The organism is Nocardia sp. NPDC051787 (assembly GCF_040681325.1).
Lineage (GTDB): Bacteria > Actinomycetota > Actinomycetes > Mycobacteriales > Mycobacteriaceae > Nocardia.
Map to the genome: position 1 here is coordinate 15,651 of NZ_JBFAYO010000033.1, position 19,929 is coordinate 35,579.

Genomic DNA, 19,929 nt, shown 5'->3' on the forward strand with positions numbered 1-19,929 from the left:
TTACCTGCGGTTGTCCGTAGACGCGGTACTCGGACGTGTTCGGCGGTGGGCGTCGACTCGGCCTACGGTGTCGCCGTAGACGTGCGGCGATCGGTCGCACTCGGCGATGAAGTCGCCGGGGAAACCGAGTTCGAACGGGACTGCCGCCTCGAGGGCGCTCACCGCGTCCTCCGGCAGCGTGAGGCTCGCGGCGCCGAGATTCTCCGTGAGCTGGGCGGCGGTGCTGACGCCGATGATCGGCAGCACGGTGGGCGAGCGGTGCCGGGTCCAGGCGATAGCCACATGTGCCGGTGGCACGCCGAGTTCGGTTGCGACGGTGTCGACGGCCGCGGCTGCGGCGCGTTCCCGTTCGGTGTGCTGGGCGGGGTCGGCGCGTCGTCCTGCGGCGCCGGAAAGGATTCCGCGGGCCAGGGGTGCCCAGGTTGTGACGCTCATGCCGAACGCCTCTGCCATCGGCAGCAGTTCCCGCTCGATATCGCGCTGCAGCAGGTTGTAGGGCACCTGCAGGCCGGAGAAGGGTGTCCGGTCTCGGCACTGGGCGAGGGTGTTCGCCTGGGCGACCACCCACGCGGGAGCATCGGAGATGCCGATGTGGAGCACCTTGCCCGCGCGAACCACGTCGTCGAGCGCGCACAATGTCTCCTCGATCGGGGTGTGCCGGTCCCATACGTGCACCCAGTACACGTCGATGTAGTCGGTGCGCAGCCGTCGCAGGCTCTGCTCGAGCGAGCGGATCAGGTTCTTGCGGTGATTGCCGGAGGCGTTCGGGTCGCTTGCGTCGCGGGTCAGTGTGTACTTGGTGGCGATGACGAACCGGTCGCGGTGGTCGAGCACCGTGCCGAGCATCTCCTCGCTCGCACCGTAGGCCGAGGCGGTGTCGATGACGTTGCCTCCGGCGTCGGCGAAAACATGCAGTATCCGCCGGTATTCGTCGACATCGTTGATCACCATGGTGCCGAGCACGAGTTCGGACACACGCAGACCGGTTCGGCCGAACAGCCGGTATCGCATCATGAGAGCAGTCTGCGATGCACACTCGCCCATAGGCAGGCCGTGTCAGGGCTAGTACTGATGGGCTTGCGCCACTGCCACGCCGCGCGGGGTGATCGACCAGCGCGCATCGTACGGCGTCGCCATGATGAGGCCGCGCGATTCGAGTTGGCCGATCGCCCGGCGGGCAATCCACTCGGTCAGTTGCGCGTCCCGGGTGATCTGGTCGGCGGTCAACATGCCGCCCGGCGCGAGTACGGCGAGCACCGCCGTTTCCGCCAGCGTGCCGATCCCCATCGCTTCCCCCTTGGCCGGATTGTCGTTTGGTGCACCCGCCGCTGGGGACGAACGGCGTGCACGGGCTCATGTCCGGCCGTGCCGATACGCCGGCATCCACCCGGTGGCGGGGTGGAATCACGTTACGCGGACATGATGTCGCGCGGATGAATTCGCCGTCTACAAGCGTTTCAGCATCTCGGCTATGCCGCGCGCCTGATGGACGGCAAGAAGACCTTGGCCGAGCATCGACGGCTACTCGTCGCGGTCGGTTGGCTGTCGCTGCTGGCGAGCAGATGCCATATCGACCTGGGAGAGCGGTCAGCGGCCGCGGCGCGCGGGCATTCGGCATGGGAAGTCGCGACCGAAGCCGAGCACGCGGAGATCGCCGCGTGGTGCTTGGAAACGCGAGCGTGGGAACAAGTGACAGACGGGAAGTTCGCGGTGGCGGCCGAGTTTTCACGCGACGACGCTGGCATGGCTCGGTGATCCGGCCGCCGAGTCATACGCGCGGCACGTCCTCGCGGGCCTCGCCGGCGCCGCGTCCGTCCGGCCGCGCCGGATCGCCTCGGCAAACCTGGATCTGGGTCTGGCGCTCGTCGCGGCCGACAAGCCGGGCGAGGCCGCGCACGCCGCCCTGACGGCCGTCACGTCCGGCCGACTGGTCCCGTCCAACTACTGGCGCGTCACCGAAGTGGTCGCCGGTATCGAGCACCGTGATGGGGCAGACGCTGCCACCGTGCGGGAAGCGTTCCGCGACATGTATTCGACGTAGGCCGCTCCTGGCAGCTGTTCGGGGAATCGCGGCAACACGTGTATCGAACCGCCGAGCAGTGAGAACTGCATAGTGGCTCGGGAATACCAGTTCACGTGGGCGGTGCCGCAGTCAGCAGGCCCCTGGTAGCGGCGCTGGACAGACCACAGAGCGTAGAAGGTCACGTTGCATCATTTTCTCGGCACAATCGGCTCTGTCCGGCGTGTCGCTGGGAGTTTGCCGGTGCTGTCGCATTTGAATTCATGCTGGCTGGTCGACGAAATGCCGCGTACTACCCGTGGAGGTCAAGGCCTGTGACCCGGCAGTTTCTTCTTTTTCTCAGCAGCAGACGCAGCGGTTCGGCCCAGGCCCTCGGTGCTGTCTGCGGTGTGGCACTCGCGCTGCTGCTCGCGGTGACGGCAACCGCGGAACCGTTGTATCCGCGGCCGGATCCCGACCCGTTCTACGCCGCCCCGCCGGATCTGGCGGCGCACCGACCCGGTGATGTGCTCGACGCGCGCCCGATGCCGCCGGTGGCGATCTTCCCCGGCGCCACCGTCACGCTGGTCAAATTCCGGTCCACCAACTCACACGGCGCGCCGATCGCGGCGACCACCACGGTGCTCACCCCCTTCGGCCAGGGGCCCGGTGCGCCGCTGCTGTCGTATCAGCATTTCATCAACTCGCTCGGCACCCAGTGCGCGGTATCGCACGCGCTGTACCGCGGCGATCGGAATGTGACGGTGACGATGCCGATTTTGAACGCGGTGCTGGCGCAGGGCTGGACTGTCGCGCTGCCGGATCATCTCGGACCGTACTTTGCGTTCGGAGCGGCGCGTTTGGGTGGTCAGATCGTGTTGGACGGTATCCGTGCGGTGAAACAGCTGTCCGCACTCGGCGTGCAGCACAGCCCAGCGGCGCTGGCCGGCTACTCCGGCGGCGGGCTTGCCACCGCATGGGCGGCCGCGCTGCAGCCGTCGTACGCACCTGACCTGGAGCTCGCGGGTGCGGCCTTCGGCGGCGCCCCGATGAACATGGTGACGATGGCGGAGGCGCTGGGCTTAGGTCCGCATCGGTCCTTCGGGCTGGCCATGGCGGCGGCGATCGGCCTGGAGCGGGAGTACCCGGACCGGCTGCCGATCAGCTCGTATCTCAACCCGCGCGGCCTCGAAGTCGGTGCGGAGATGGCCAACAGCTGCGCCGATGAGATCCTCACCGCAGGCATCGGCGGCAGCGCCGGCGAGTACGTCACCGACACCTCGATCTTCGACAGCCGCGAAGCCCGGTCGGTGGTGGAGGAGAACAGCCTGGAACTCTACGCCGGGGTACCGGAAACCCCGATCTTCGAATGGCATTCGCCGGACGACAACCCGATTCTGGTCGATGCCACCGAGAACACCCTCCGTCGCTGGTGCGCGGCGGGGGTACGGGTGCAGACGCTGCGGGTTCCCGCGGGTAGACAGATGCCCGAAGTCGAGCATCTGACCGCGGCGGTAGTGGGCACACCCCAGGCACTGCTGTGGCTCCAAGCAAGGGTCCGCGGCGAGCCTGCCCCCACTACCTGCTGACGAAGCGGTTGGTAGACGCGCCACAGGGTGCACCCGGCGGCCATGCGCATTCGGCGTCGCTCGCTCTAGTGACTATCGATTCCAACTCAGCGGGGAAGGGATTCCGGTGCGTTGCTCTGTGCGCGCAGTTGCGCGCGGATTTCGGGTTTGAGCACCTTGCCGATCTTCGAGCGGGGGAGGTCGGCCCAGATCTCCACTTGTTTCGGGGTTTTCACGCCGCCGAGCCGTGTCTTGGCGAATTCGCGCAGTTCAGCGGCGGTGGCGGTGCGGCCGGTGTGGAACTGGACGACGGCGGTGACGCGCTCACCCCATTTGTCGTCGGGCAGGCCGACCACGGCGCAGTCCTGGACGGCGGGATGGGCCAGCAGGGCCTGCTCGACTTCGGCGGAATAGACGTTGAAGCCGCCGGTGATGATCATGTCCTTGGCGCGATCGACGACGTAGAGGTAGTTGTCGGCGTCGAGGTAGCCGATATCGCCGGTGTGGTGCCAGCCGTATCGCGACGCTTCGGCGGTCGCCTCCGGATTCTTGTGGTAACCGGCCATCACCAGTGGTCCGCGCACCACGATCTCGCCGCGTTCGCCGGTGGGCAGCAGCCGGCCTCCGCCATCCATGATCGCCACCTGGGTCAGGGGAGTGGGACGGCCAGCGGAGGACAGCCGCTCGGTCGCGATGGAACCGTCCGGCCGGAAATGCTCCTTCGGCGCCAGGGTGGAGACCATCATCGGGGCTTCGGACTGCCCGAACAGCTGTCCCATGACCGGCCCGATCCGATGCAGCGCCTGCTCGAGCCGAGCGGTCGACATCGGCGCCGCGCCGTACCAAAGACATTGCAGCGAACCGAGATCGGTGCCCGGCAGGTCGGGATGGTCCAGCAGCATGTAGATCAGCGTGGGTGGGAGGAAGGTGTGCGTGACGCGGTGACGCTCCAGCAGTGCGAGGAATTCGGCCAAGTCGGGGGAGGGCATCACGACGATCTCACCGCCGAGGGTCATGATCGGGAAACACAGCACGCCCGCCGCGTGGGTGAGCGGCGCGAGAGCCAGGTAGCGCGGCCGTCCCTCGAACGGGTAGCTCATCAGCGTGAGCGCCGTCATCGCTTCGACGTTGTGCCCGGTGAGCCGGACGCCCTTGGGCCGCCCCGTGGTTCCGCCGGTGCCGACCAGCATGATGACGTCGTCCACCGGTTCGGCCTGCCACTCGGTTGCCGGACAGTCGCGGATCCACTCGTCGAAACGCATTGCTCCGGACACGTTCGCGTCCAGGCAGATCAGGGTCGTCAACGCGGGCAGCCGCGGTGCGATGGCGTCCACCAGCGGCGCGAAAGCGGAGTGGAAGATCAGGCATGTGCAATCGAAAAGATCCAGCAATTCCCCGTTTTCGGCGGCTTCGTTGCGCGGGTTCATCGGGCACCACACCGCACCGGCGCGGGCGATGCCGAAGACGCAGGCGAAGGCGAGTGCGTCGTTCGCCGACAGGATCGCGACCTTGTCGCCCGGGCGCACTCCTGAATCGTGCATGGCGCGGGCGACCTGCCAGGACAATAGCTGGACCTGCTGATAGGTCAGCGTGTTCCCGTTCATGGTCAGGCAGGGCGCGGTCGCGCCCAGGGAGGCGCCCTTGTCGAGATAGTCGGTCAGACGCACGGTCGTTCCTTCGAAAAGCGAAGCGGGTGGAATGGAAAATCCCGGCCTGTCGGCATGCGGCACCGGATGCCGACAGGCCGGGGCGCGATCAGCGGTGCACGGTGAGGACCGGTTCGGCGACCAGCCCGAAACCGCGCAGCACCCCGAGCAGTTCCCGGTGGCCGAACGCCTGGCAGGCCGAGGCGAACCCGACCTGTTTCGGCGGCGCCTGCAACAGCCAGTTCGCGGCGAACGCCTGCAGCAGACCGGTCTGCTTGTAGTTGCAGTTTCCGTAGATCACGCAGTGGGCGCGCGCCAGCGGACCCGACGCGTGGACCGAGTCCAGCGAGGTGTTGACGCGCGGATTCTCCCGCGGCGGCATCTCGCTGCGCACGGCCGACGCCTGCTCGGTGAGCACCCGGTATTTCTCTTCCACCGGAAGGTCTTTCACCTGCTCGATGACGGCCTGCACGATCTGCGGAACGCCCAGCATCAGCGGCCGGTTGAAGACACCGCCGAGCACCTTCACGTTCGCGACGCGTGGATCGCGTTTGAACCAGACCGGATGCGAGGTGCCGCCCCACGGCAGGGCGAGCCCGATTTCGTGCTGGCCGGGCACGACGACGTCGTAGAGTCCGCCGTCGGCGGGCCACTCGACGTACTGATTCTGCTCGAGGTAATAGGCCTTGGACAGTGCAGCGTTGACCAGGATCGTCTTCGTCGAGGCGACGGTCGGGAAGCCCTTCCAGAAGACCTGGATGTCCAAGGTGTCCAGGCCGGGCGTCTCGAGGCAGAGGTTGGCGGCGATCTCGCCGGTGGTGTACATCTGCGCGATGCCCGGCGACAGCAGCAGTCCGCGTTCGGCCATGTCGGTGCCGTATTGCTCATCGCAGTCGATGAGCCAATCCTGTTCGCCGGTGGTGTCGAGATAGTGCGTCCCTGCCGCGAGACAGGCTTGCACGACCTCGTGGCCGTATTGCGAGAACGGCCCGACGGTGTTGCAGACGACGGAGGCGCCGCGGAACAGTTCGGTCAGCGGTCCCACGTCGTGGGCGACCTCGACGATCTCGTGCTCGACGGTGTCGATGCCGGGGATCTTCTCGATCGCTTCCTGGAGGCGGGACTTGTCCCGGCCCGCGGCGATGAACGGAATGTTGAATTCGCGCAGGTATTCACAGACCAGTCGGCCGGTATAGCCGGAGGCGCCGTAGACGACGACGGGCTTGTCGGTACTCATGAGATCTCAGACCTTTCGATGTTGTTCGGTGCTCACATGCCCATGCCGCCGTCGACCGGCAGGCCGGCCCCGGTGATGAAGCGGGCGGCGTCGGAAGCGAGGAAGACCACCGCGTCGGCCATATCGGCGACCTCGCCGAGCCGTCCCTGTGGTGTCTGCTCGATCACGGCGCCGACGGCGGCCTCCGCGCTGGGGAACAGACCGATCTCGGCCACATCGCTGGCCAGCCGCGCGCCCATCTCGGTCGGGACGAGCCCGGGGTAGACGCAGTTCACCCGGACGCCGTAACCGAGCTTGCCGGACTCCATCGCGGCGACCCGGGTGAGCCGATCGACCGCGGACTTGGTCGACGAGTACACCCCGATGCCGGGGAACGCGATGGTCGCGGCCACCGATGCGATGTTCACGATCGCGCCACCGCGGCCCGCCGCCCCACCGGGACGCATCGCGCGGAAGGCGTGTTTGATGCCCAGCGCCGTGCCGAGCACGTTCACCTCCAGCATCCGGCGCGCCTCGGACGGATCGAGATCGGCCAGCAGACCGGTGATTTCGATACCGGCGTTGTTGACGACGATGTCCAGACCGCCGAGCGCGGCCACGGTGTCGGCGACCGCCTGCTCCCAGCGCGCATCGTCGGTGACATCGAGCGGAACGAATTCGGCGACGGCGCCGGAGGTGCGCAACGCCTCCACGGTGTCCTTGCCGAGATCCTCGCGGACGTCGCCGATCGCGACGGCGGCTCCGGCGCGGGCCAGCGCCTCTGCCATACCGGCACCCAATCCCCGTGCTCCACCGGTTACCAGCGCCCGGCGCCCGGTCAGGTCGTACCCACTCATCCGGCATCTCCTCCTCGAGATGGCTTGTGCGGCGCGGGCGCCCGATGCGGCGCTCCGTCCGACTGCGACGTGGATCACACTACTGGGAAATTTTGACAGTCGTCAAGATTTTCTTTGACGACTGTCAAGGTGATGCGGTCCGGTATCGATCGGCCGCGTTAGACTGAGCGGGTTCGCAGGGTGCGGACGCGTGGACGGAGAGAAGTCACGGTGACCGAGATCGTCGAGACCAGACGGGATCGCATCGCGCGCAGGCAGGTGGACAAGTTCGCCGAACGGCGCGCGCAGTTGGCCGCCGCCGCGCTGCACACCCTCGCCGAACTCGGCTACGCCCGGACCAGCCTGCGGGAGATCGCGCAGAAATCCGAGTTCACCCACGGCGTGCTGCACTACTACTTCAACGACAAGGTCGAGCTGATCACCCACGCGGTGCGGCAGTACGAGGCGGTGTGCGTCACCCGCTACGACGACATCGTCGCCACCGCGACCACGGCCGAGGGCCTGCGCCGCGACTTCGGCGCCGCCATGGCCACCACCGTGGACACCGATGCTCCGCTGCACCGGCTGTGGTACGACTTGCGCAATCAGAGCCTGTTCGAGGAGTCCTTCCGCGACGACGTCATCGAAATCGACGGGCGTCGCGAGCAGATGATCCACAACGTCGTGCGGCGCTACGCGGAGTTGTCCGGCAAACCTCTGCTGGTGCCGTCGAAAACGGCGTACGCCCTCTTCGACGGCCTGTTCCAGCAAGCGCTGCTGCACAAGCTCTCCGGACGCGCCGACGCCGTGGACAAATTGCGCGCCGACGCCGCCCATCTCCTGGACCTGGTGACCGGCGACGGCCGCCCCTGACTCGCCACGCTTGTGGCGCTGGTGCGCACCGCGACAGCTGCTGTCCGCCGCCTATACCTCCATACGGGAGTCCATGCTGACGGTGTGTTCGGGCGGTAATCCGAAATGCTCGGCGGCGTCGGCGGTGATGGAGGAGGTGGCGATGAACAGCCGCTTACGCCACGGTGCCATGGTGGGCGCGGTCCCGCGCCGAAGCTCGATCTTCGACGGTCGGCCCCAGCCTGGCACGAGCAGGAAGAACGGGCTGCTGATATTCCTCGGATCGTCGAGGATCAGCGCGCCTTGCCCGAGGTGGCTGACACGCAGGCGGGGAACACGAGGAACAGCCAGGCACGGGTGATCGCGCGGCGACCGAAGTGCCCCATGTCGGCGTAGAGCGCCTCGGCTCCGGTGACCGCGAGCACGCCCGCGGCCAAGGCGAAGAACGCGATGTGGAAATGGCCGGTCAGTCCGCCGTTAGAAACGATCATCCGGGGTACCCCTGAGCTTGGGTCTCAATCGAGAAGAGGTGAAAAACGATGATGACCTTGGATCAGGTGATGGCGATGGCACGCGAGTGGTGGAATCGGATGTTTCCCGGTATGCCGATGATGATGTGACGATTCCCCCGCAGACCCGCATTCAGCAGCGCTGATCTGAGTCCGGTTTGCCGCAGGCGGCTCGGCGGTCGTTGGACTCGGACGACCGTCTGGTCGGTCGTCAAATCGATGACCCCGAGTTCGTGGTGGTCTGCGGGCCGGGCATGGTGCCGAATGCCTGCGCCGCTGGCAGCGATGGCGCGCTCTGCTGGTCGTTGTCTCCCGGATCAGCAGGGCTGGGGATCGAGCGATCGGGTGCGTCCCACGCGGAGGACCAGCAGCAGTGCGACGGTCAGATAGACCGCGGCGATGATCAGGTTGATGGTTCCCTGGGGGGATTCGCCGTGGTCGAAGCGGTCGAGGGCGGCGACGGTGATGACGCCGGAGCCGAAGAAGTAGCCGGCGGTGAGGGCCGGGATCGCGAAGCGCCAGGGGAGGAAGGCGGCAATCAGCAGGACGAGGGAGAACGTGAAGTCGGGGGCGGCGAAGATATTGTCGGCTCGATAGTCGGCATTGAGGATGAGCGCGGTGATCAGCCACAGACTGACCGGAATGGCGCATACTCGCGCGACTGCGTTCAACGACATAGCGAACTTCCTTGCGGATCAGTTTGATTCGGGACGGCTGGACTGCCGGCCGTGCTCTGCTTGCGCGAGGATCGAGGCGACCAGACCAGGGAAGCGTGTGTCGAGCTCGGTGAGCCGCAGGGTGTTCATGCGCTGGCGGCCCTGGTCGAACTGGCGGATCAATCCGGCGTTGCGTAGTGCTTTGAAGTGGTGGCTGAGGGTGGACGGGGGGATCCCGAGGCCGAAGGTGCCGCACGGCCGGTCGCCCTGGTCGATGAGCATGCGCACGATTCTCCGGCGAGTCGGGTCAGCGAGAGCGTGCAGGACGGCATCGATCGACACGGCATCGATCTCGGGGTGATCGGCGGACTTCCAGCGCCCGAGTGGCATCGCACCTCCGCTTCGTCGCATCTTTTCTAGAAGCCTCGAAGAGATGGTAGCGCGCGCGGCGTCTATTCCGCACTGCCGGAAGAGAATTCAGTACGACACGCGAGTCATGCGGATTTCGGAGATCGACATGCCCCGGCGACGGCGGAACAGCCCGCGGAGGGTGCCCGCGTTGAGGTAGCCGACCTTCGCGGCGACCGCGTCCACGGTGAGGGGCGTGGTGCGCAACAGGTGCATCGCGCGTTCCAGGCGGATGTCGTGGACGAATTCGGTGGGCGACATGCCCAGTTCGGCATGGGTGGCGCGTTGCAGGCTGCGTTCGGTGACGCCGATGGCCTTGGCCGCCTGCGAGATTCGGAAGTTGTCGGCGAGATGGTCGCGGACCCACCGTTCGAAGGCGGCGGTGACGGAATCGCCCCTGGCGATGACCTCGGGAATGATGAAATCCCGCTGTGGTCTTCCCGCGCCGACCGCCAGATAGCGCATGGCGCGCTCGGCCAACGCGGGGCTCTTGGTGGCGATCAGCGACAGCGCGAGATCCATATGCGACAGTGCGGCGCCCGCGGTGGTGACGCCGTGCCCGCGGCACAGGGTGCGGCCTTCGTCCAGCTGGACGCGGGGGTAGCGATGCCGGAAGCTGGGGCCGAGCCACCAGCTCGTAGTGGCGGGGGAGCCGTCCAGCACACCGGCCTCGGCCAGGTAGAACGTTCCGGTGCACGCGCCGGCGAGATGTACCCCTCTTTCGCGCGCCGCGATCAGGCGGTCGAGCACGGGACGGCTGGCAGGGGCCGAGATGAGATCGATCAGCGCCTCGGCGGCGAGCACATTCACCGCGGGCACGATCATCAGCTCGAATTCGTCACCGAATTCGTCGAGCGGGACCGTCGGCACGGTGTTGCCGTTGCCCGAGCGGATGGTGGCGCCGAACGAGACACTGCGGACCCGCCAGGGCTGCGGCGGGTCGGTGAGCTCGGTCCGCACCGAGTTCGCGGTGTTGAAGGTCTCCAGCAGGGCGGCGTATCCGAAATCGGCCACACCATCCACGACGAAGACAGCGACGTCCATGTCGGAAACAGTACCGAAGATGTCGTTCACGACACTCTGTTCTGCCGGAATTCTGTCTTACTGTCATCCCGAGACGACTCGCCACCGGGGAGTCGGTCGAGCCCGCCCTACCTATTCACCTGGGGAGTTCGCGTGACCCTGATCGAAACGACCGGAACCCACCACATCCGGTTGACCGTGACCGACATCGTCCGGTCCCGTGCCTTCTACCGCGACGTTCTCGGCTTCCCCATCGCCGCCGAGTCGCCGGGCACTCCGGACGATCCTGCGGTGCGGACCGATCCGTTCCAGCTCTTCGGCGGAGTGGTATTCCAGGCCAACGGAATGCTGCTCGGCCTGCGCCCGGTGGCGCCCGCGACGGACCGCTTCGACTCCGATCGGGTGGGCTTGGACCATCTCAGCTTCACCGTCCCGGCGCGGGACGATCTGGCCGCCGCCGCCGCCCGGCTGAGCGAAGCGGGCATCGAACACGGTGAGATCATCGAAATGACCGACTTCGGTATCGCGATCCTGTCCTTTTCCGATCCGGATGGCATCCATCTGGAACTCACTGCGCCACTGTGACTTCGGCGCGCCACACCGCGCGACCGGCCCAGGCGTGACCGACCAGGAATGAACGTTGTCCTTATGAGTGCTCTGACGACCGGCCGCGGAATCGGTGTGGTTGTGCCGAGGAGGTAGGCCGATGCTCGTCCAGCGTGCGCGACTGCGAAAGGTGGCCGAGAGCTCGGTATTGCCGAGCCCGAGTACTCTGCTGTGCGCGCTGGGCGGTCAGCATGTGCACGGGCCGGTGAGCCGATGGGCGCGCGAACTCACCGAACTGCACCGCCGCCGCCGCGAAGTTCCGGGACTGCTGGTGGAGATCGATGGTCACCGTGCCGAACTGGTCGACCGGATCAACACCTGGGCGGCGGTGCACCTGCCGAGCGCGGCGGCCGGGGTTCGCTTGCACGAAGCGAGTCTGGGTGAAGTGATCGACCGGATGGCCGCCGTCGCGGAACGGGCATTCCATCTGTTGATGCACGACGATCCGGGCGGTGAACGCATGCACGCGGCATGGACCCGGCTGGCCGAATTGGAGATCGCCTACGCGGATCTGGTTCGCGAGGTCGGAGACGGCCGTCGTCGGCTCCCTCCGATACGATGGGGCGCGGATGGCTGAGCGGACGCCCGCCTGGGCGAGTCGAATACGCGCACCCGCGCATGGCGCGTCGAAACGATCGGGCAACAGGGCGTACGCTGGTCGCTCCTACGGACGGCGCGACTTCTGGAGTGGTGCATGAGCAAGGGTGACAGCATCGCGGAGCGATTCGATGAGGGGCGACGGCCGGAAGACGGGTGGACGGGGACTCCTCCCGCGACGACGCGGACCGGCGCGATCAGCGTGCGGGTGCCCGCGGAGTCCGAGCAGCTGGCGATGTTGCGTGCCTTGGCCGAGACCGTCGTGCTGATGGCCGATTTCGGCATCGATGAGGTGACCGATATCCGGCTGGCTCTCGACGAGGTCGCCAGCGCGCTGGTGCTGGACGCGGTGCCCGGCTCGGAGCTCGACTGCGCGTTCAGCTTCGACGGCGACGCCGTTGCCGTGCGCGTCAGCGCGCTCACGAGGTCGGACGCCACTCCGGATCAGGCCGGCTTCGGCTGGCACATCGTCGCGACGCTGACCGATTCGGTTTCCGCGTCCCAGGGCGCACACGACGCCGCCGCGGGCGGCTACCCGACTACCGTCGACTTCCGCTGGGTCCGCGGCGGCTCGGATGAGTAGCGAGTCGAATCGCAGCACGCCCAAGCGCAAGTCGGGGGGAGACAGTTACGACAATATCGAGCCGCTGTTCGCCGAACTCGCCGCGGTGGCGACCGACGACCCGCGCCGCGAGGCCCTGCGCGCGGAGCTGATCGACCGCTGCCTTCCACTTGCCGAACACATCGCGCGAAAGTTCAGCGGACGCGGCGAGAATTTCGAGGACCTGCTGCAGATCGCCCGGGTGGGTATGCTCGCCGCGGTCGATCGCTTCGATCCGGCACACGGCGCGACCTTTCTGTCGTTCGCGGTGCCGACGATCATGGGTGAGGTGCGCAGGCATTTCCGCGACCACGCCTGGTCGGTGCGAGTACCACGGCGGCTCAAGGAAATTCAGTCCACCATCGGCCCCGCGGTGGAGACCCTGTCGCAGCGGCTGGGCCGGATGCCGCGGGCACGGGAGATCGCCGAGGAACTGGGGGTCGACCTGAACGAGGTGACCCAGGCGCTCATCGCGCGCAACGCCTATCAGACCTCCTCGATCGACGCCGTCGCCGAGTCGGGCGACGCGGAGTCCGGCGGTCCCTCGCTGCTGGATTCGCTGGGCGCCGAGGACCCCGATTTCGGCACCGTGGAGAACTATCTGGCGGTGAAACCGCTGCTGGCCGCGTTACCGGAACGCGAGAAGCAGGTGCTCGTCATGCGCTTCTTCGATTCGCTGTCCCAGGAGCAGATCGCCAAGCGGATCGGCTGTTCCCAGATGCAGGTCTCACGCATTCTGTCGAAGACCTTGAAATCATTGCGCGAGCAGGCTTTACGAGACTGACCAGGTCGGCCGATGGTGCGGGCGGGGTGTCTCGCCTGCTCGAGGGCGAAGATCTGAGAGAGTTGCCGGGTGAGCGCTTGGGATCGCTACGCGTCGCTGGTGACCGCCCGCGGATCGTGGGTGCTGCTGCTCGTGCTCGCCGCGGCCTCGGTGGGACTGATCGGAGCCGTCGGGGAGAACGAGGCGGCCGGCCAGGCGCCCGACGCCCTGCCGCCGCCGGCGGACTCCGCCCGCGTCGAACAGGCTTTGGACGAGTTTCCGGACGCGGGCTGGGCGGCCGCGATCATCGTGGTCACCCGCGCCGACGGCGGCAACCTGACCGAGGACGACCGCAACGCCACGGCCGCGGCGGTGACCCGTGCCGCTGGGCGGTCGCCCGGGCCGGCCGACCTGATCATGTCGCCGGATCAGAAGGCGGCGATCGGACAGGTGCCGGTGCACGCCGACCTGAGCGGGTTCGCGCTGACCGACCGCATCGGGGACATCCGTTCCACCGCGGGTGACGGGCTGCCGGACGGGTTGATCCTGCAAGTCACCGGCGGTCCCGCGTTCGGCGCCGATATCGCCGATTCGTTCTCCGGCGCCAACGTCACCCTGCTCGCGGTGACCGCCATCGTGGTCGCGGTGCTGCTGATCGCGACGTACCGCTCCCCGGTCCTGTGGCTGGTCCCGCTGGCCGTGGTCGGCGCCGCCGACCGGGTCGCCACCAGCGCCGCAACCGCCCTGGCGCGTGTTACCCCGCTGGCCTTCGACGGCTCGACGTCCGGCGTCACCAGCGTGCTGGTGTTCGGCGCGGGCACCAACTACGCGTTGCTGCTGGTATCGCGCTACCGCGACGAACTGCACCGGGCATCGGATCACCGTGACGCGTTGCGGCAGGCAGTGCGGCGCGCCGGGCCCGCGATCCTGGCCAGCAACGTGACGGTGGTCGCCGCGCTGCTGGTACTGCTGCTGGCTTCGGTGCCGAGCACCCGCAGTCTCGGTGTGATGGCCGCGCTCGGGTTGCTGGTCGCGGTGGGGTTCGTCCTGCTCGCGCTGCCGGGCGCTCTCGCGCTGTGCGGGCGCAACGTGTTCTGGCCGTTCGTGCCCCGTGCCGACTACCGCGACACCGCCGGCCAGGGCGTCTGGCACACGATCGCCGCGCGTGTGGTGCGCAGGCCCGCGCTGGTCGCCGGGTGCGCGATCGCGGTGCTCGCCATCTGCGCGACCGGTTTGCTGACGGTGCGGGTGGGGCTTTCGCAGACCGAGCAGTTCCGGGTCCGCGCCGAATCGGTGGAGGGATTCGACACGCTCGCGCAGCATTTCCCGTCCGGTGCCTCCGACCCGGCGATCGTGCTCGCCCGCAGTGGCGCGGTCCCGGGGATCGATGCGGCGTTCCGCGCCACCGAGGGGGTGGTGATGACCTGGCAGACGGGGACCTCGCCGACCGGCCTCACTCGGTGGTCGGTGGTGATCGACGCGCCACCGGCTTCCGCGCGGGCCTTCGACACGATCGAGGCGTTACGAGCGTCGCTCGCCGAGGTGCCCGGAGCGGAAGCACTCGTCGGCGGCACCGACGCCCAGGTGCTGGACATCCAGACCGCCGCGGCCGAGGACCGCGAGGTGATCATTCCGCTGATCCTGGTCGTCGTGCTCGCGGTCCTGCTCGTGCTGCTGCGCGCGATACCCGCCGCGGTGCTCCTGGTCGCGGTCACCGTGCTCAGCGCGCTGGCCGCGCTCGGGCTGGGCAGCTGGATGAGTGAGCAAGTGTTCGGATTTCCCGCGCTGGATATCAGCGTTCCCTTGTTCGCGTTCCTGTTCCTGGTCGCGCTCGGCGTCGACTACACGATCTTCCTCGTGACCAGGGCGCGCGAGGAAACCCCTGGCCACGGCACCACACAGGGCATGGTGCGTGCGGTCTCGGTGACCGGCGCGGTGATCACCAGCGCCGGAATCGTGCTCGCCGCGGTGTTCTGTGTGCTCGGCGTGCTTCCACTGATCACCCTCACCCAGGTCGGCATCGTGGTCGGCCTCGGCATCCTGCTGGACACCTTCGTCGTGCGGACCGTCGTCATCCCGGCGTTGTTCAGCCTGATCGGCCCCACTATCTGGTGGCCGAGCGAACTACGCCTCGTGGCGGACGAAGGTGGCCAGAACACCGTCGCCGGTCCCAGGGGCGGAGATCAGTCACACGGGCAGCGGAAGAAATAGCTCGCCGCGGGCTCCGTCAGGACGCGTCAGAGCGGACGACCGCGCCGCGGCCATCCGCTCCAAGGGTCCTTTGCTACGTGCGGGGTCAGTGCCGGAAGGCGTCCTTGACCTTCTCGCCCGCGTCCTTGAGGTCGGACTTGACCTGATCGGTCCGGCCTTCGTCCCTCTTCTCCCGGTCATCGGCGGCCGTGCCGAACTTTTCCTTGGCTTGACCGGCGATTTTCTCGGCCTTGTTCTTCGCCTTGTCGGTGGTGCTCATGGGTAACCTCCTTGTGCGGCGACCGGCCTGTCGTATCCGCCGGTCCTCATCGCGATAACCGGTCACGGCCGAGCGAAACGTGCAGTGTTCCCTCGCGAACGAGAAGACCCGGCCGAAACCGGGTCTTCTTCGTAAATTCTGCGCGTATGAAATGGGTCAGGCGACTGGCGCGTAGTCCGATCCTGTTCCGCCGAGTATTGCCGGGAAGGTGGATCAGGAGGCCGGAACCGTGGGCGGGGTGAGCAGGCCCTGGGCGACGCCGACCCCGGCGCCGATGGCCGCGCCGAGAGCGATGGCCGGTGATGCGACGAACCCGTAGCCGACGGCGGCGCCGAAGCCCATAACCGCTACCGTCCCGGTGGGAAACATCGGAATACCGGCGATGGCGCCGCAGACCGCGCCGATGACCGCTCCGATCGAGGCCACGGGGGCGGCCACCATGCTGCCCACCGATGCGCCGATCGCGGTGGAGCCGATGATGTCCGCGGCGATACGGTCGGAGCGGGACGGCTCGAAGCCTGCCGAATCAAAGGTTTGCGCCATGCCCGCCTCCGGGCCCGCGATCGCGTCGTTGATCATTTTGCCCTGGTCGGGAGTCAGGAAATCAGGCCGCCCGATCACGACGGAACCGACGCGCAGCGTGCCGGGGGGCGCCTCGATCGGCGCGACCCTGGGGGCCGGAGCGCCGGGGAAGTGCAGGCGCTGTGGAACGACGGGAGCGAGCACGTTCGGGTCCGGCATCGGCCGGTTGGTGCTCAAGTCGTTGCGACCGGTGGAAAACGGCGCGGGAGCGGCGTCGGGCGGAACGGCGCCGGGGTCCGCAGGATCGGCGACCGGGGCTACAGCGGCGACGGCGGGTACCGGTGCGAACGGAATCTGGATGGAAATCTCGGGCACCAGTGGGTTCGCGGAGGCGGTCGCGGCGCCGACCACCGACAGCGGGATGGCACTCGCTACGACCAGTGTGGCGGCGCGGCGTAAGAAGGGGTGTGCTGGAATTTCCGGTGTTTCTATGCCCATGAAATTACCCACCTCATTCTGAAGAGGACATATACCTACCTTTCTAGTTCGATCCGGTAACCCTTTCGGATGCGTGAAAGTCGAACTTCAGTCGAGCAATCGGCTCGGGGAGGTGGTGGCGGATCGAGTCGCGGGCGACACCGAATAGTGGTAACCCCGCAGAGTATTTTGACTGAAATCACTAAAATTAGCCCGAAACGGGTCCTCGCCCCGTTGTTACCGCGCTCTACTGATTGAGGATCAGTAATTTCACCAGGCCCCGACCCGGATGTAGGAGGTGGTCTGCTAGTTGACGTCCTCCCCGCCTGAAGAAAGCCGGGGATTCCTGGCTGTCTGTGCGACAGTCAGGGGTTCCTGCTTCACAGACCGGCCGGTGCCGAGGTCTCCGCAGGCTGTCACCGCACGTCCTGCGGCGAGAATGTTCTTGGCCGCGTTCACATCCGCGTTCGCGCTGTATCCGCAGCTGGTGCACCGGTACACCGCTTGGCTCTCACGGCTCACCGGGTCCACACTGCCGCAGCGCGAACACGTTTGCGACGTACACGCGGCCGGGACCTTCACGATCCGGCAGCCCGTGTACCGGGCCACGTTGGTCAGCGCCTGTTCGAACCGGTACCAGCCCTTGCCGAGGATGGCGCGGTTCAACCCCGCCTTCTGTACGACGTTGCTACCGGGCTCGGCGAGGGTGCCCTTCGCGCTGGCGGTCATGTTCGTGATGGTGAGGTCCTCCAGCACCACCGCACTGTGGCGGGTGGCGAGCTGGTTGGCGACCTGGGCGGCGAAGTCGCCACGCCGATCCGCCTCACGCCGCTTCAACCGCCACATCGCGGCGATGGTTTTGCGCCGGTTGGCGCTGTGCTTCTGCTGCCGCGCGAGCTTCTGCTGCAACCTGCGGCAGCGGTTGCGTTCACCGGGGTGGTGAATGCGCGGTCGTGCATGCTGCCGTCCGAACAGGCGAGGGCGACCGCAACACCACGATCCACCCCCACCACGCTCGCGCTCGGGTGCTGTGCGGGTGTCTGTTTGCCGTCCTCGACCAGGAAGGACACATACCAGTGCGCGCCGTCACGCGACACCGTGGCCGACCGGATGACCCCGCCCAGGGGGCGGGACCACCGAAACCGCACCCACCCCAGCTTCGGCAGCTTCGCCCGGCCCCATCGGCGGCCCAGCCGCTGGATCTGGATCTTGTTGCCTTCGGGGAACCGGAATGACGGCCGCCAACGGCGCGCGGACCGCCACCGCACTTTCCAGGTGCCGCGTTCCCGGCACGCCCGGTCCAAGTCCATCAGAGTTTGCTGGAGGCAATGCCCGGGAGCGGCGCACAGCCACGGATGCTCGATCTTCGCGGCGGCCAGCTGCCCGGCTTGCTCGCGGTAGTTGATCCAGGCGTCCTGGCGGCGGTACTCGCGACGCTGTTCCAACCCGGTGTTCCATACCGCACGGCAGGTGTCGCCGATCAGCTCGGCATACCGGCCTTGAGTCTCATTGAGAGACAAGCGATAACGGCGACCGGTCAACACATCCCGGGACTTTGGCCTGGGGCACCGACATACGTGGCTCGATGCCGCTGCCTCACCATGAAGGGCAGGGTACGCAGACTGCGTTTCTCAGATCGGCAGCGCGCGGGCGTTCGTGGCGCCGTCCGGAATCTGTCCGACGTGGATCTGCTTCGTCTCGAAACTCCAGTCCGTGGACAGGTCGGGTTCGGTCATCGGGAAGGTCCTCCTTCGGGTGGACGATCGATGGGGTTGGAACAGCGGCTGATCCACGCTAGGGACGACGACGGGCGACGGCGAGAGTTACATTCGGACCGATTCCAACAATGGTGTGCGCGACGATCGCCGGCCGCCGCGGCTATTCGGTGGGTTCGGGTTCGCTGTCCGGGTCCGGCAGCGCGACCGTGGCCGCATCGATCTGCTCGCCGACGTAGCGCAGCACCACCGCCGCCATCGCGACAACCGGGACCGCAAGGAAGGCGCCGACGATCCCGTACAGCGAGCCGCCCGCCGTGACGGCCAGCAGCACGATCACCGCGTGCAGGTTCATCGTGCGGCTCTGCAAGATCGGTTGCAGCACATTGCCTTCCAGTTGCTGCACGGCGATGACGATGCCGAGCACGATCAGCGCCGTGACGAAGCCGTTGCCGACCAACGCGACCAGCACCGCGAGCGCGCCCGCGACGAATGCGCCCACCATCGGGACGAACCCGCCGAGGAAGGTGATCACCGCGAGCACCAGCGCCAGCGGCACCCCGAGAATCACCAGGCCCGCGCCGATCAGGACGGCGTCGATCAGGCTGACCAGCGCCTGCGTGCGGATGAACCCGCCGAGCACCACCCAGATCCGGCCCAGCACCTCTTCCAAGTGCCTGCCGCTGTGACTGCCGGACACGCTGTGCAGCCAGGGCAGGAACCGCGGCCCGTCCTTGACGAAGAAGAACGTGAGCACCAGCACGAGGAACAGGGTCACCAGCACCGACGTCGCGGTGCTCACGCCGCTGAACACGCCGGTGGCGATCTGCTCGGAACTGGATTGCAGCCGGGACACGATCGCGTCGACCGCCGAATCCAGTTCCTCGTCACGGAGTCTCAGCGGTGGGCCCTGCAACCACTTCCGCACCTGGTTGACGCCCTCGCTCGCCTTGTCCGCGAGTTCGGGTGCCTGGTTCACGACCGAGGGCACGATAAGCCCGATGACGCCGGCCAGCAGACCGATGAAGCCGAGCACGCCGATCGTTGCCGCGAGTGCTGGCCGCAGGCCGTGTGCGGTGAGCCAGCGCACCGGCGGCCACAGCACCGTCGCGACCACCACGGCCAGCGCCACCGGCAAGATCACCACCCACAGCCGGGCGATCAGGAATCCGAGCACCCACGCGCCCGCCGCGATCGCGACGATGCACACCGCCCACTTGGCCAGCCACAGAATGCCCGCGCCGATGACGTCACCACGATCCCGGGTCGTGTTGTCGTCCGGTCGCTGGTCCTTGTTCGCTTCGCTCACGACCGCACCTCGCTGGCGCTCGGCTCGGTCGTGCGCGAGGGCGCGCTGTGTTTCTGGTTCACTCGCTGACGCTCGATCACAGGCCCAGTCTGGCACGCGGACGCGGTGTCTAGGAGGGCCGGCGGAACCAGGGGTTATGGTCCGCGCGCATCCCGT

22 protein-coding genes and 1 pseudogene are annotated in these 19,929 nt (G+C 67.4%); 9 read left to right on the forward strand and 14 right to left on the reverse strand.

Annotation, left to right across the window (positions count from 1 at the left end; all coding sequences use genetic code 11):
• Both AB0M45_RS27950 and AB0M45_RS27955 read right to left on the reverse strand, forming a co-directional pair.
• Window positions 1-1,014, reverse strand: a complete 1,014-nt coding sequence (locus AB0M45_RS27950) for an aldo/keto reductase (RefSeq protein ID WP_364335318.1) — start codon at window positions 1,012-1,014, stop codon at window positions 1-3.
• Window positions 1,015-1,062: 48 nt separating this feature from the next.
• Complete coding sequence (locus AB0M45_RS27955) at window positions 1,063-1,287, reverse strand: hypothetical protein (RefSeq protein ID WP_364335320.1); 225 nt, start codon at window positions 1,285-1,287, stop codon at window positions 1,063-1,065.
• A gap of 198 nt (window positions 1,288-1,485) precedes the next feature.
• Here AB0M45_RS27955 and AB0M45_RS27960 point away from each other — a divergent pair, with 198 nt between their 5' ends.
• On the forward strand, window positions 1,486-1,755 hold the full coding sequence (locus tag AB0M45_RS27960; protein ID WP_364335322.1) for a hypothetical protein: 270 nt from the start codon (window positions 1,486-1,488) through the stop codon (window positions 1,753-1,755).
• A 579-nt stretch (window positions 1,756-2,334) separates the two neighbouring features.
• A complete protein-coding gene (locus tag AB0M45_RS27965) occupies window positions 2,335-3,588 on the forward strand; it encodes a lipase family protein (RefSeq protein ID WP_364335324.1) in 1,254 nt (417 codons plus the stop codon).
• Between the two features lie 86 nt (window positions 3,589-3,674).
• Here AB0M45_RS27965 and AB0M45_RS27970 read toward each other — a convergent pair whose 3' ends face one another.
• The 3 genes from AB0M45_RS27970 to AB0M45_RS27980 form a co-directional block, all read right to left on the reverse strand.
• On the reverse strand, window positions 3,675-5,234 hold the full coding sequence (locus AB0M45_RS27970; protein WP_364335326.1) for a long-chain fatty acid--CoA ligase: 1,560 nt from the start codon (window positions 5,232-5,234) through the stop codon (window positions 3,675-3,677).
• Between the two features lie 88 nt (window positions 5,235-5,322).
• The gene (locus tag AB0M45_RS27975; RefSeq protein WP_364335328.1) at window positions 5,323-6,450 is read right to left on the reverse strand and encodes a DUF5938 domain-containing protein; all 1,128 of its coding nucleotides are present in this window, start codon (window positions 6,448-6,450) and stop codon (window positions 5,323-5,325) included.
• A gap of 32 nt (window positions 6,451-6,482) precedes the next feature.
• Window positions 6,483-7,286: an SDR family NAD(P)-dependent oxidoreductase gene (locus AB0M45_RS27980; protein WP_364335330.1), complete on the reverse strand. Its 804-nt coding sequence runs from the start codon at window positions 7,284-7,286 to the stop codon at window positions 6,483-6,485.
• Window positions 7,287-7,496: 210 nt separating this feature from the next.
• Between AB0M45_RS27980 and AB0M45_RS27985 the strand changes: the two genes are divergently transcribed.
• Window positions 7,497-8,138, forward strand: a complete 642-nt coding sequence (locus AB0M45_RS27985; protein ID WP_364335332.1) for a TetR family transcriptional regulator — start codon at window positions 7,497-7,499, stop codon at window positions 8,136-8,138.
• 210 nt (window positions 8,139-8,348) lie between these two features.
• Here AB0M45_RS27985 and AB0M45_RS27990 read toward each other — a convergent pair.
• Window positions 8,349-8,581 (reverse strand): annotated as a pseudogene (locus AB0M45_RS27990) (KUP/HAK/KT family potassium transporter); the annotation flags it as partial.
• Between the two features lie 65 nt (window positions 8,582-8,646).
• Here AB0M45_RS27990 and AB0M45_RS27995 point away from each other — a divergent pair.
• Window positions 8,647-8,772 carry a hypothetical protein gene (locus AB0M45_RS27995; RefSeq protein ID WP_364335334.1) on the forward strand — a complete coding sequence of 42 codons (126 nt, stop codon included), beginning with the start codon at window positions 8,647-8,649 and terminating at the stop codon, window positions 8,770-8,772.
• A gap of 171 nt (window positions 8,773-8,943) precedes the next feature.
• Here the strand turns inward: AB0M45_RS27995 and AB0M45_RS28000 are convergent, their stop codons facing one another.
• The 3 genes from AB0M45_RS28000 to AB0M45_RS28010 form a co-directional block, all read right to left on the reverse strand.
• Complete coding sequence (locus AB0M45_RS28000) at window positions 8,944-9,303, reverse strand: hypothetical protein (protein WP_364335336.1); 360 nt, start codon at window positions 9,301-9,303, stop codon at window positions 8,944-8,946.
• An 18-nt stretch (window positions 9,304-9,321) separates the two neighbouring features.
• The gene (locus AB0M45_RS28005) at window positions 9,322-9,672 is read right to left on the reverse strand and encodes a metalloregulator ArsR/SmtB family transcription factor (RefSeq protein WP_364335338.1); all 351 of its coding nucleotides are present in this window, start codon (window positions 9,670-9,672) and stop codon (window positions 9,322-9,324) included.
• A gap of 87 nt (window positions 9,673-9,759) precedes the next feature.
• The gene (locus AB0M45_RS28010; RefSeq protein ID WP_364335340.1) at window positions 9,760-10,734 is read right to left on the reverse strand and encodes a helix-turn-helix domain-containing protein; all 975 of its coding nucleotides are present in this window, start codon (window positions 10,732-10,734) and stop codon (window positions 9,760-9,762) included.
• Between the two features lie 132 nt (window positions 10,735-10,866).
• On the opposite strand from AB0M45_RS28010, the gene AB0M45_RS28015 reads away from it, so the two are divergent.
• From AB0M45_RS28015 to AB0M45_RS28035, 5 genes are all read left to right on the forward strand, one after another.
• On the forward strand, window positions 10,867-11,298 hold the full coding sequence (locus AB0M45_RS28015) for a VOC family protein (RefSeq protein ID WP_364335342.1): 432 nt from the start codon (window positions 10,867-10,869) through the stop codon (window positions 11,296-11,298).
• 121 nt (window positions 11,299-11,419) lie between these two features.
• Window positions 11,420-11,896 carry a DUF4254 domain-containing protein gene (locus AB0M45_RS28020; RefSeq protein WP_364335344.1) on the forward strand — a complete coding sequence of 159 codons (477 nt, stop codon included), beginning with the start codon at window positions 11,420-11,422 and terminating at the stop codon, window positions 11,894-11,896.
• A 117-nt stretch (window positions 11,897-12,013) separates the two neighbouring features.
• Window positions 12,014-12,499: an anti-sigma factor gene (locus tag AB0M45_RS28025; protein ID WP_364335346.1), complete on the forward strand. Its 486-nt coding sequence runs from the start codon at window positions 12,014-12,016 to the stop codon at window positions 12,497-12,499.
• Complete coding sequence (locus AB0M45_RS28030) at window positions 12,492-13,301, forward strand: RNA polymerase sigma factor SigF (RefSeq protein ID WP_364335348.1); 810 nt, start codon at window positions 12,492-12,494, stop codon at window positions 13,299-13,301. Before AB0M45_RS28025 ends, AB0M45_RS28030 begins: the two co-directional genes overlap by 8 nt.
• Window positions 13,302-13,370: 69 nt before the next feature.
• Window positions 13,371-15,491, forward strand: coding sequence for an MMPL family transporter (locus tag AB0M45_RS28035; RefSeq protein WP_364335350.1), 2,121 nt, complete (start codon window positions 13,371-13,373; stop codon window positions 15,489-15,491).
• Window positions 15,492-15,576: 85 nt separating this feature from the next.
• Here AB0M45_RS28035 and AB0M45_RS28040 read toward each other — a convergent pair whose 3' ends face one another.
• From AB0M45_RS28040 to AB0M45_RS28060, 5 genes are all read right to left on the reverse strand, one after another.
• Complete coding sequence (locus tag AB0M45_RS28040; protein WP_364335352.1) at window positions 15,577-15,750, reverse strand: CsbD family protein; 174 nt, start codon at window positions 15,748-15,750, stop codon at window positions 15,577-15,579.
• A gap of 213 nt (window positions 15,751-15,963) precedes the next feature.
• On the reverse strand, window positions 15,964-16,770 hold the full coding sequence (locus AB0M45_RS28045) for a hypothetical protein (protein ID WP_364335354.1): 807 nt from the start codon (window positions 16,768-16,770) through the stop codon (window positions 15,964-15,966).
• Window positions 16,771-17,055: 285 nt separating this feature from the next.
• Window positions 17,056-17,658: a transposase gene (locus AB0M45_RS28050; protein WP_364335356.1), complete on the reverse strand. Its 603-nt coding sequence runs from the start codon at window positions 17,656-17,658 to the stop codon at window positions 17,056-17,058.
• Entirely contained in the window at window positions 17,583-18,269 is a 687-nt protein-coding gene (locus AB0M45_RS28055) for a transposase (RefSeq protein WP_364335358.1), read from the reverse strand. The genes AB0M45_RS28050 and AB0M45_RS28055 overlap by 76 nt, the downstream gene beginning before the upstream one ends.
• A 358-nt stretch (window positions 18,270-18,627) precedes the next feature.
• Complete coding sequence (locus tag AB0M45_RS28060) at window positions 18,628-19,773, reverse strand: AI-2E family transporter (protein WP_364335360.1); 1,146 nt, start codon at window positions 19,771-19,773, stop codon at window positions 18,628-18,630.
• Window positions 19,774-19,929: the final 156 nt, after the last annotated feature.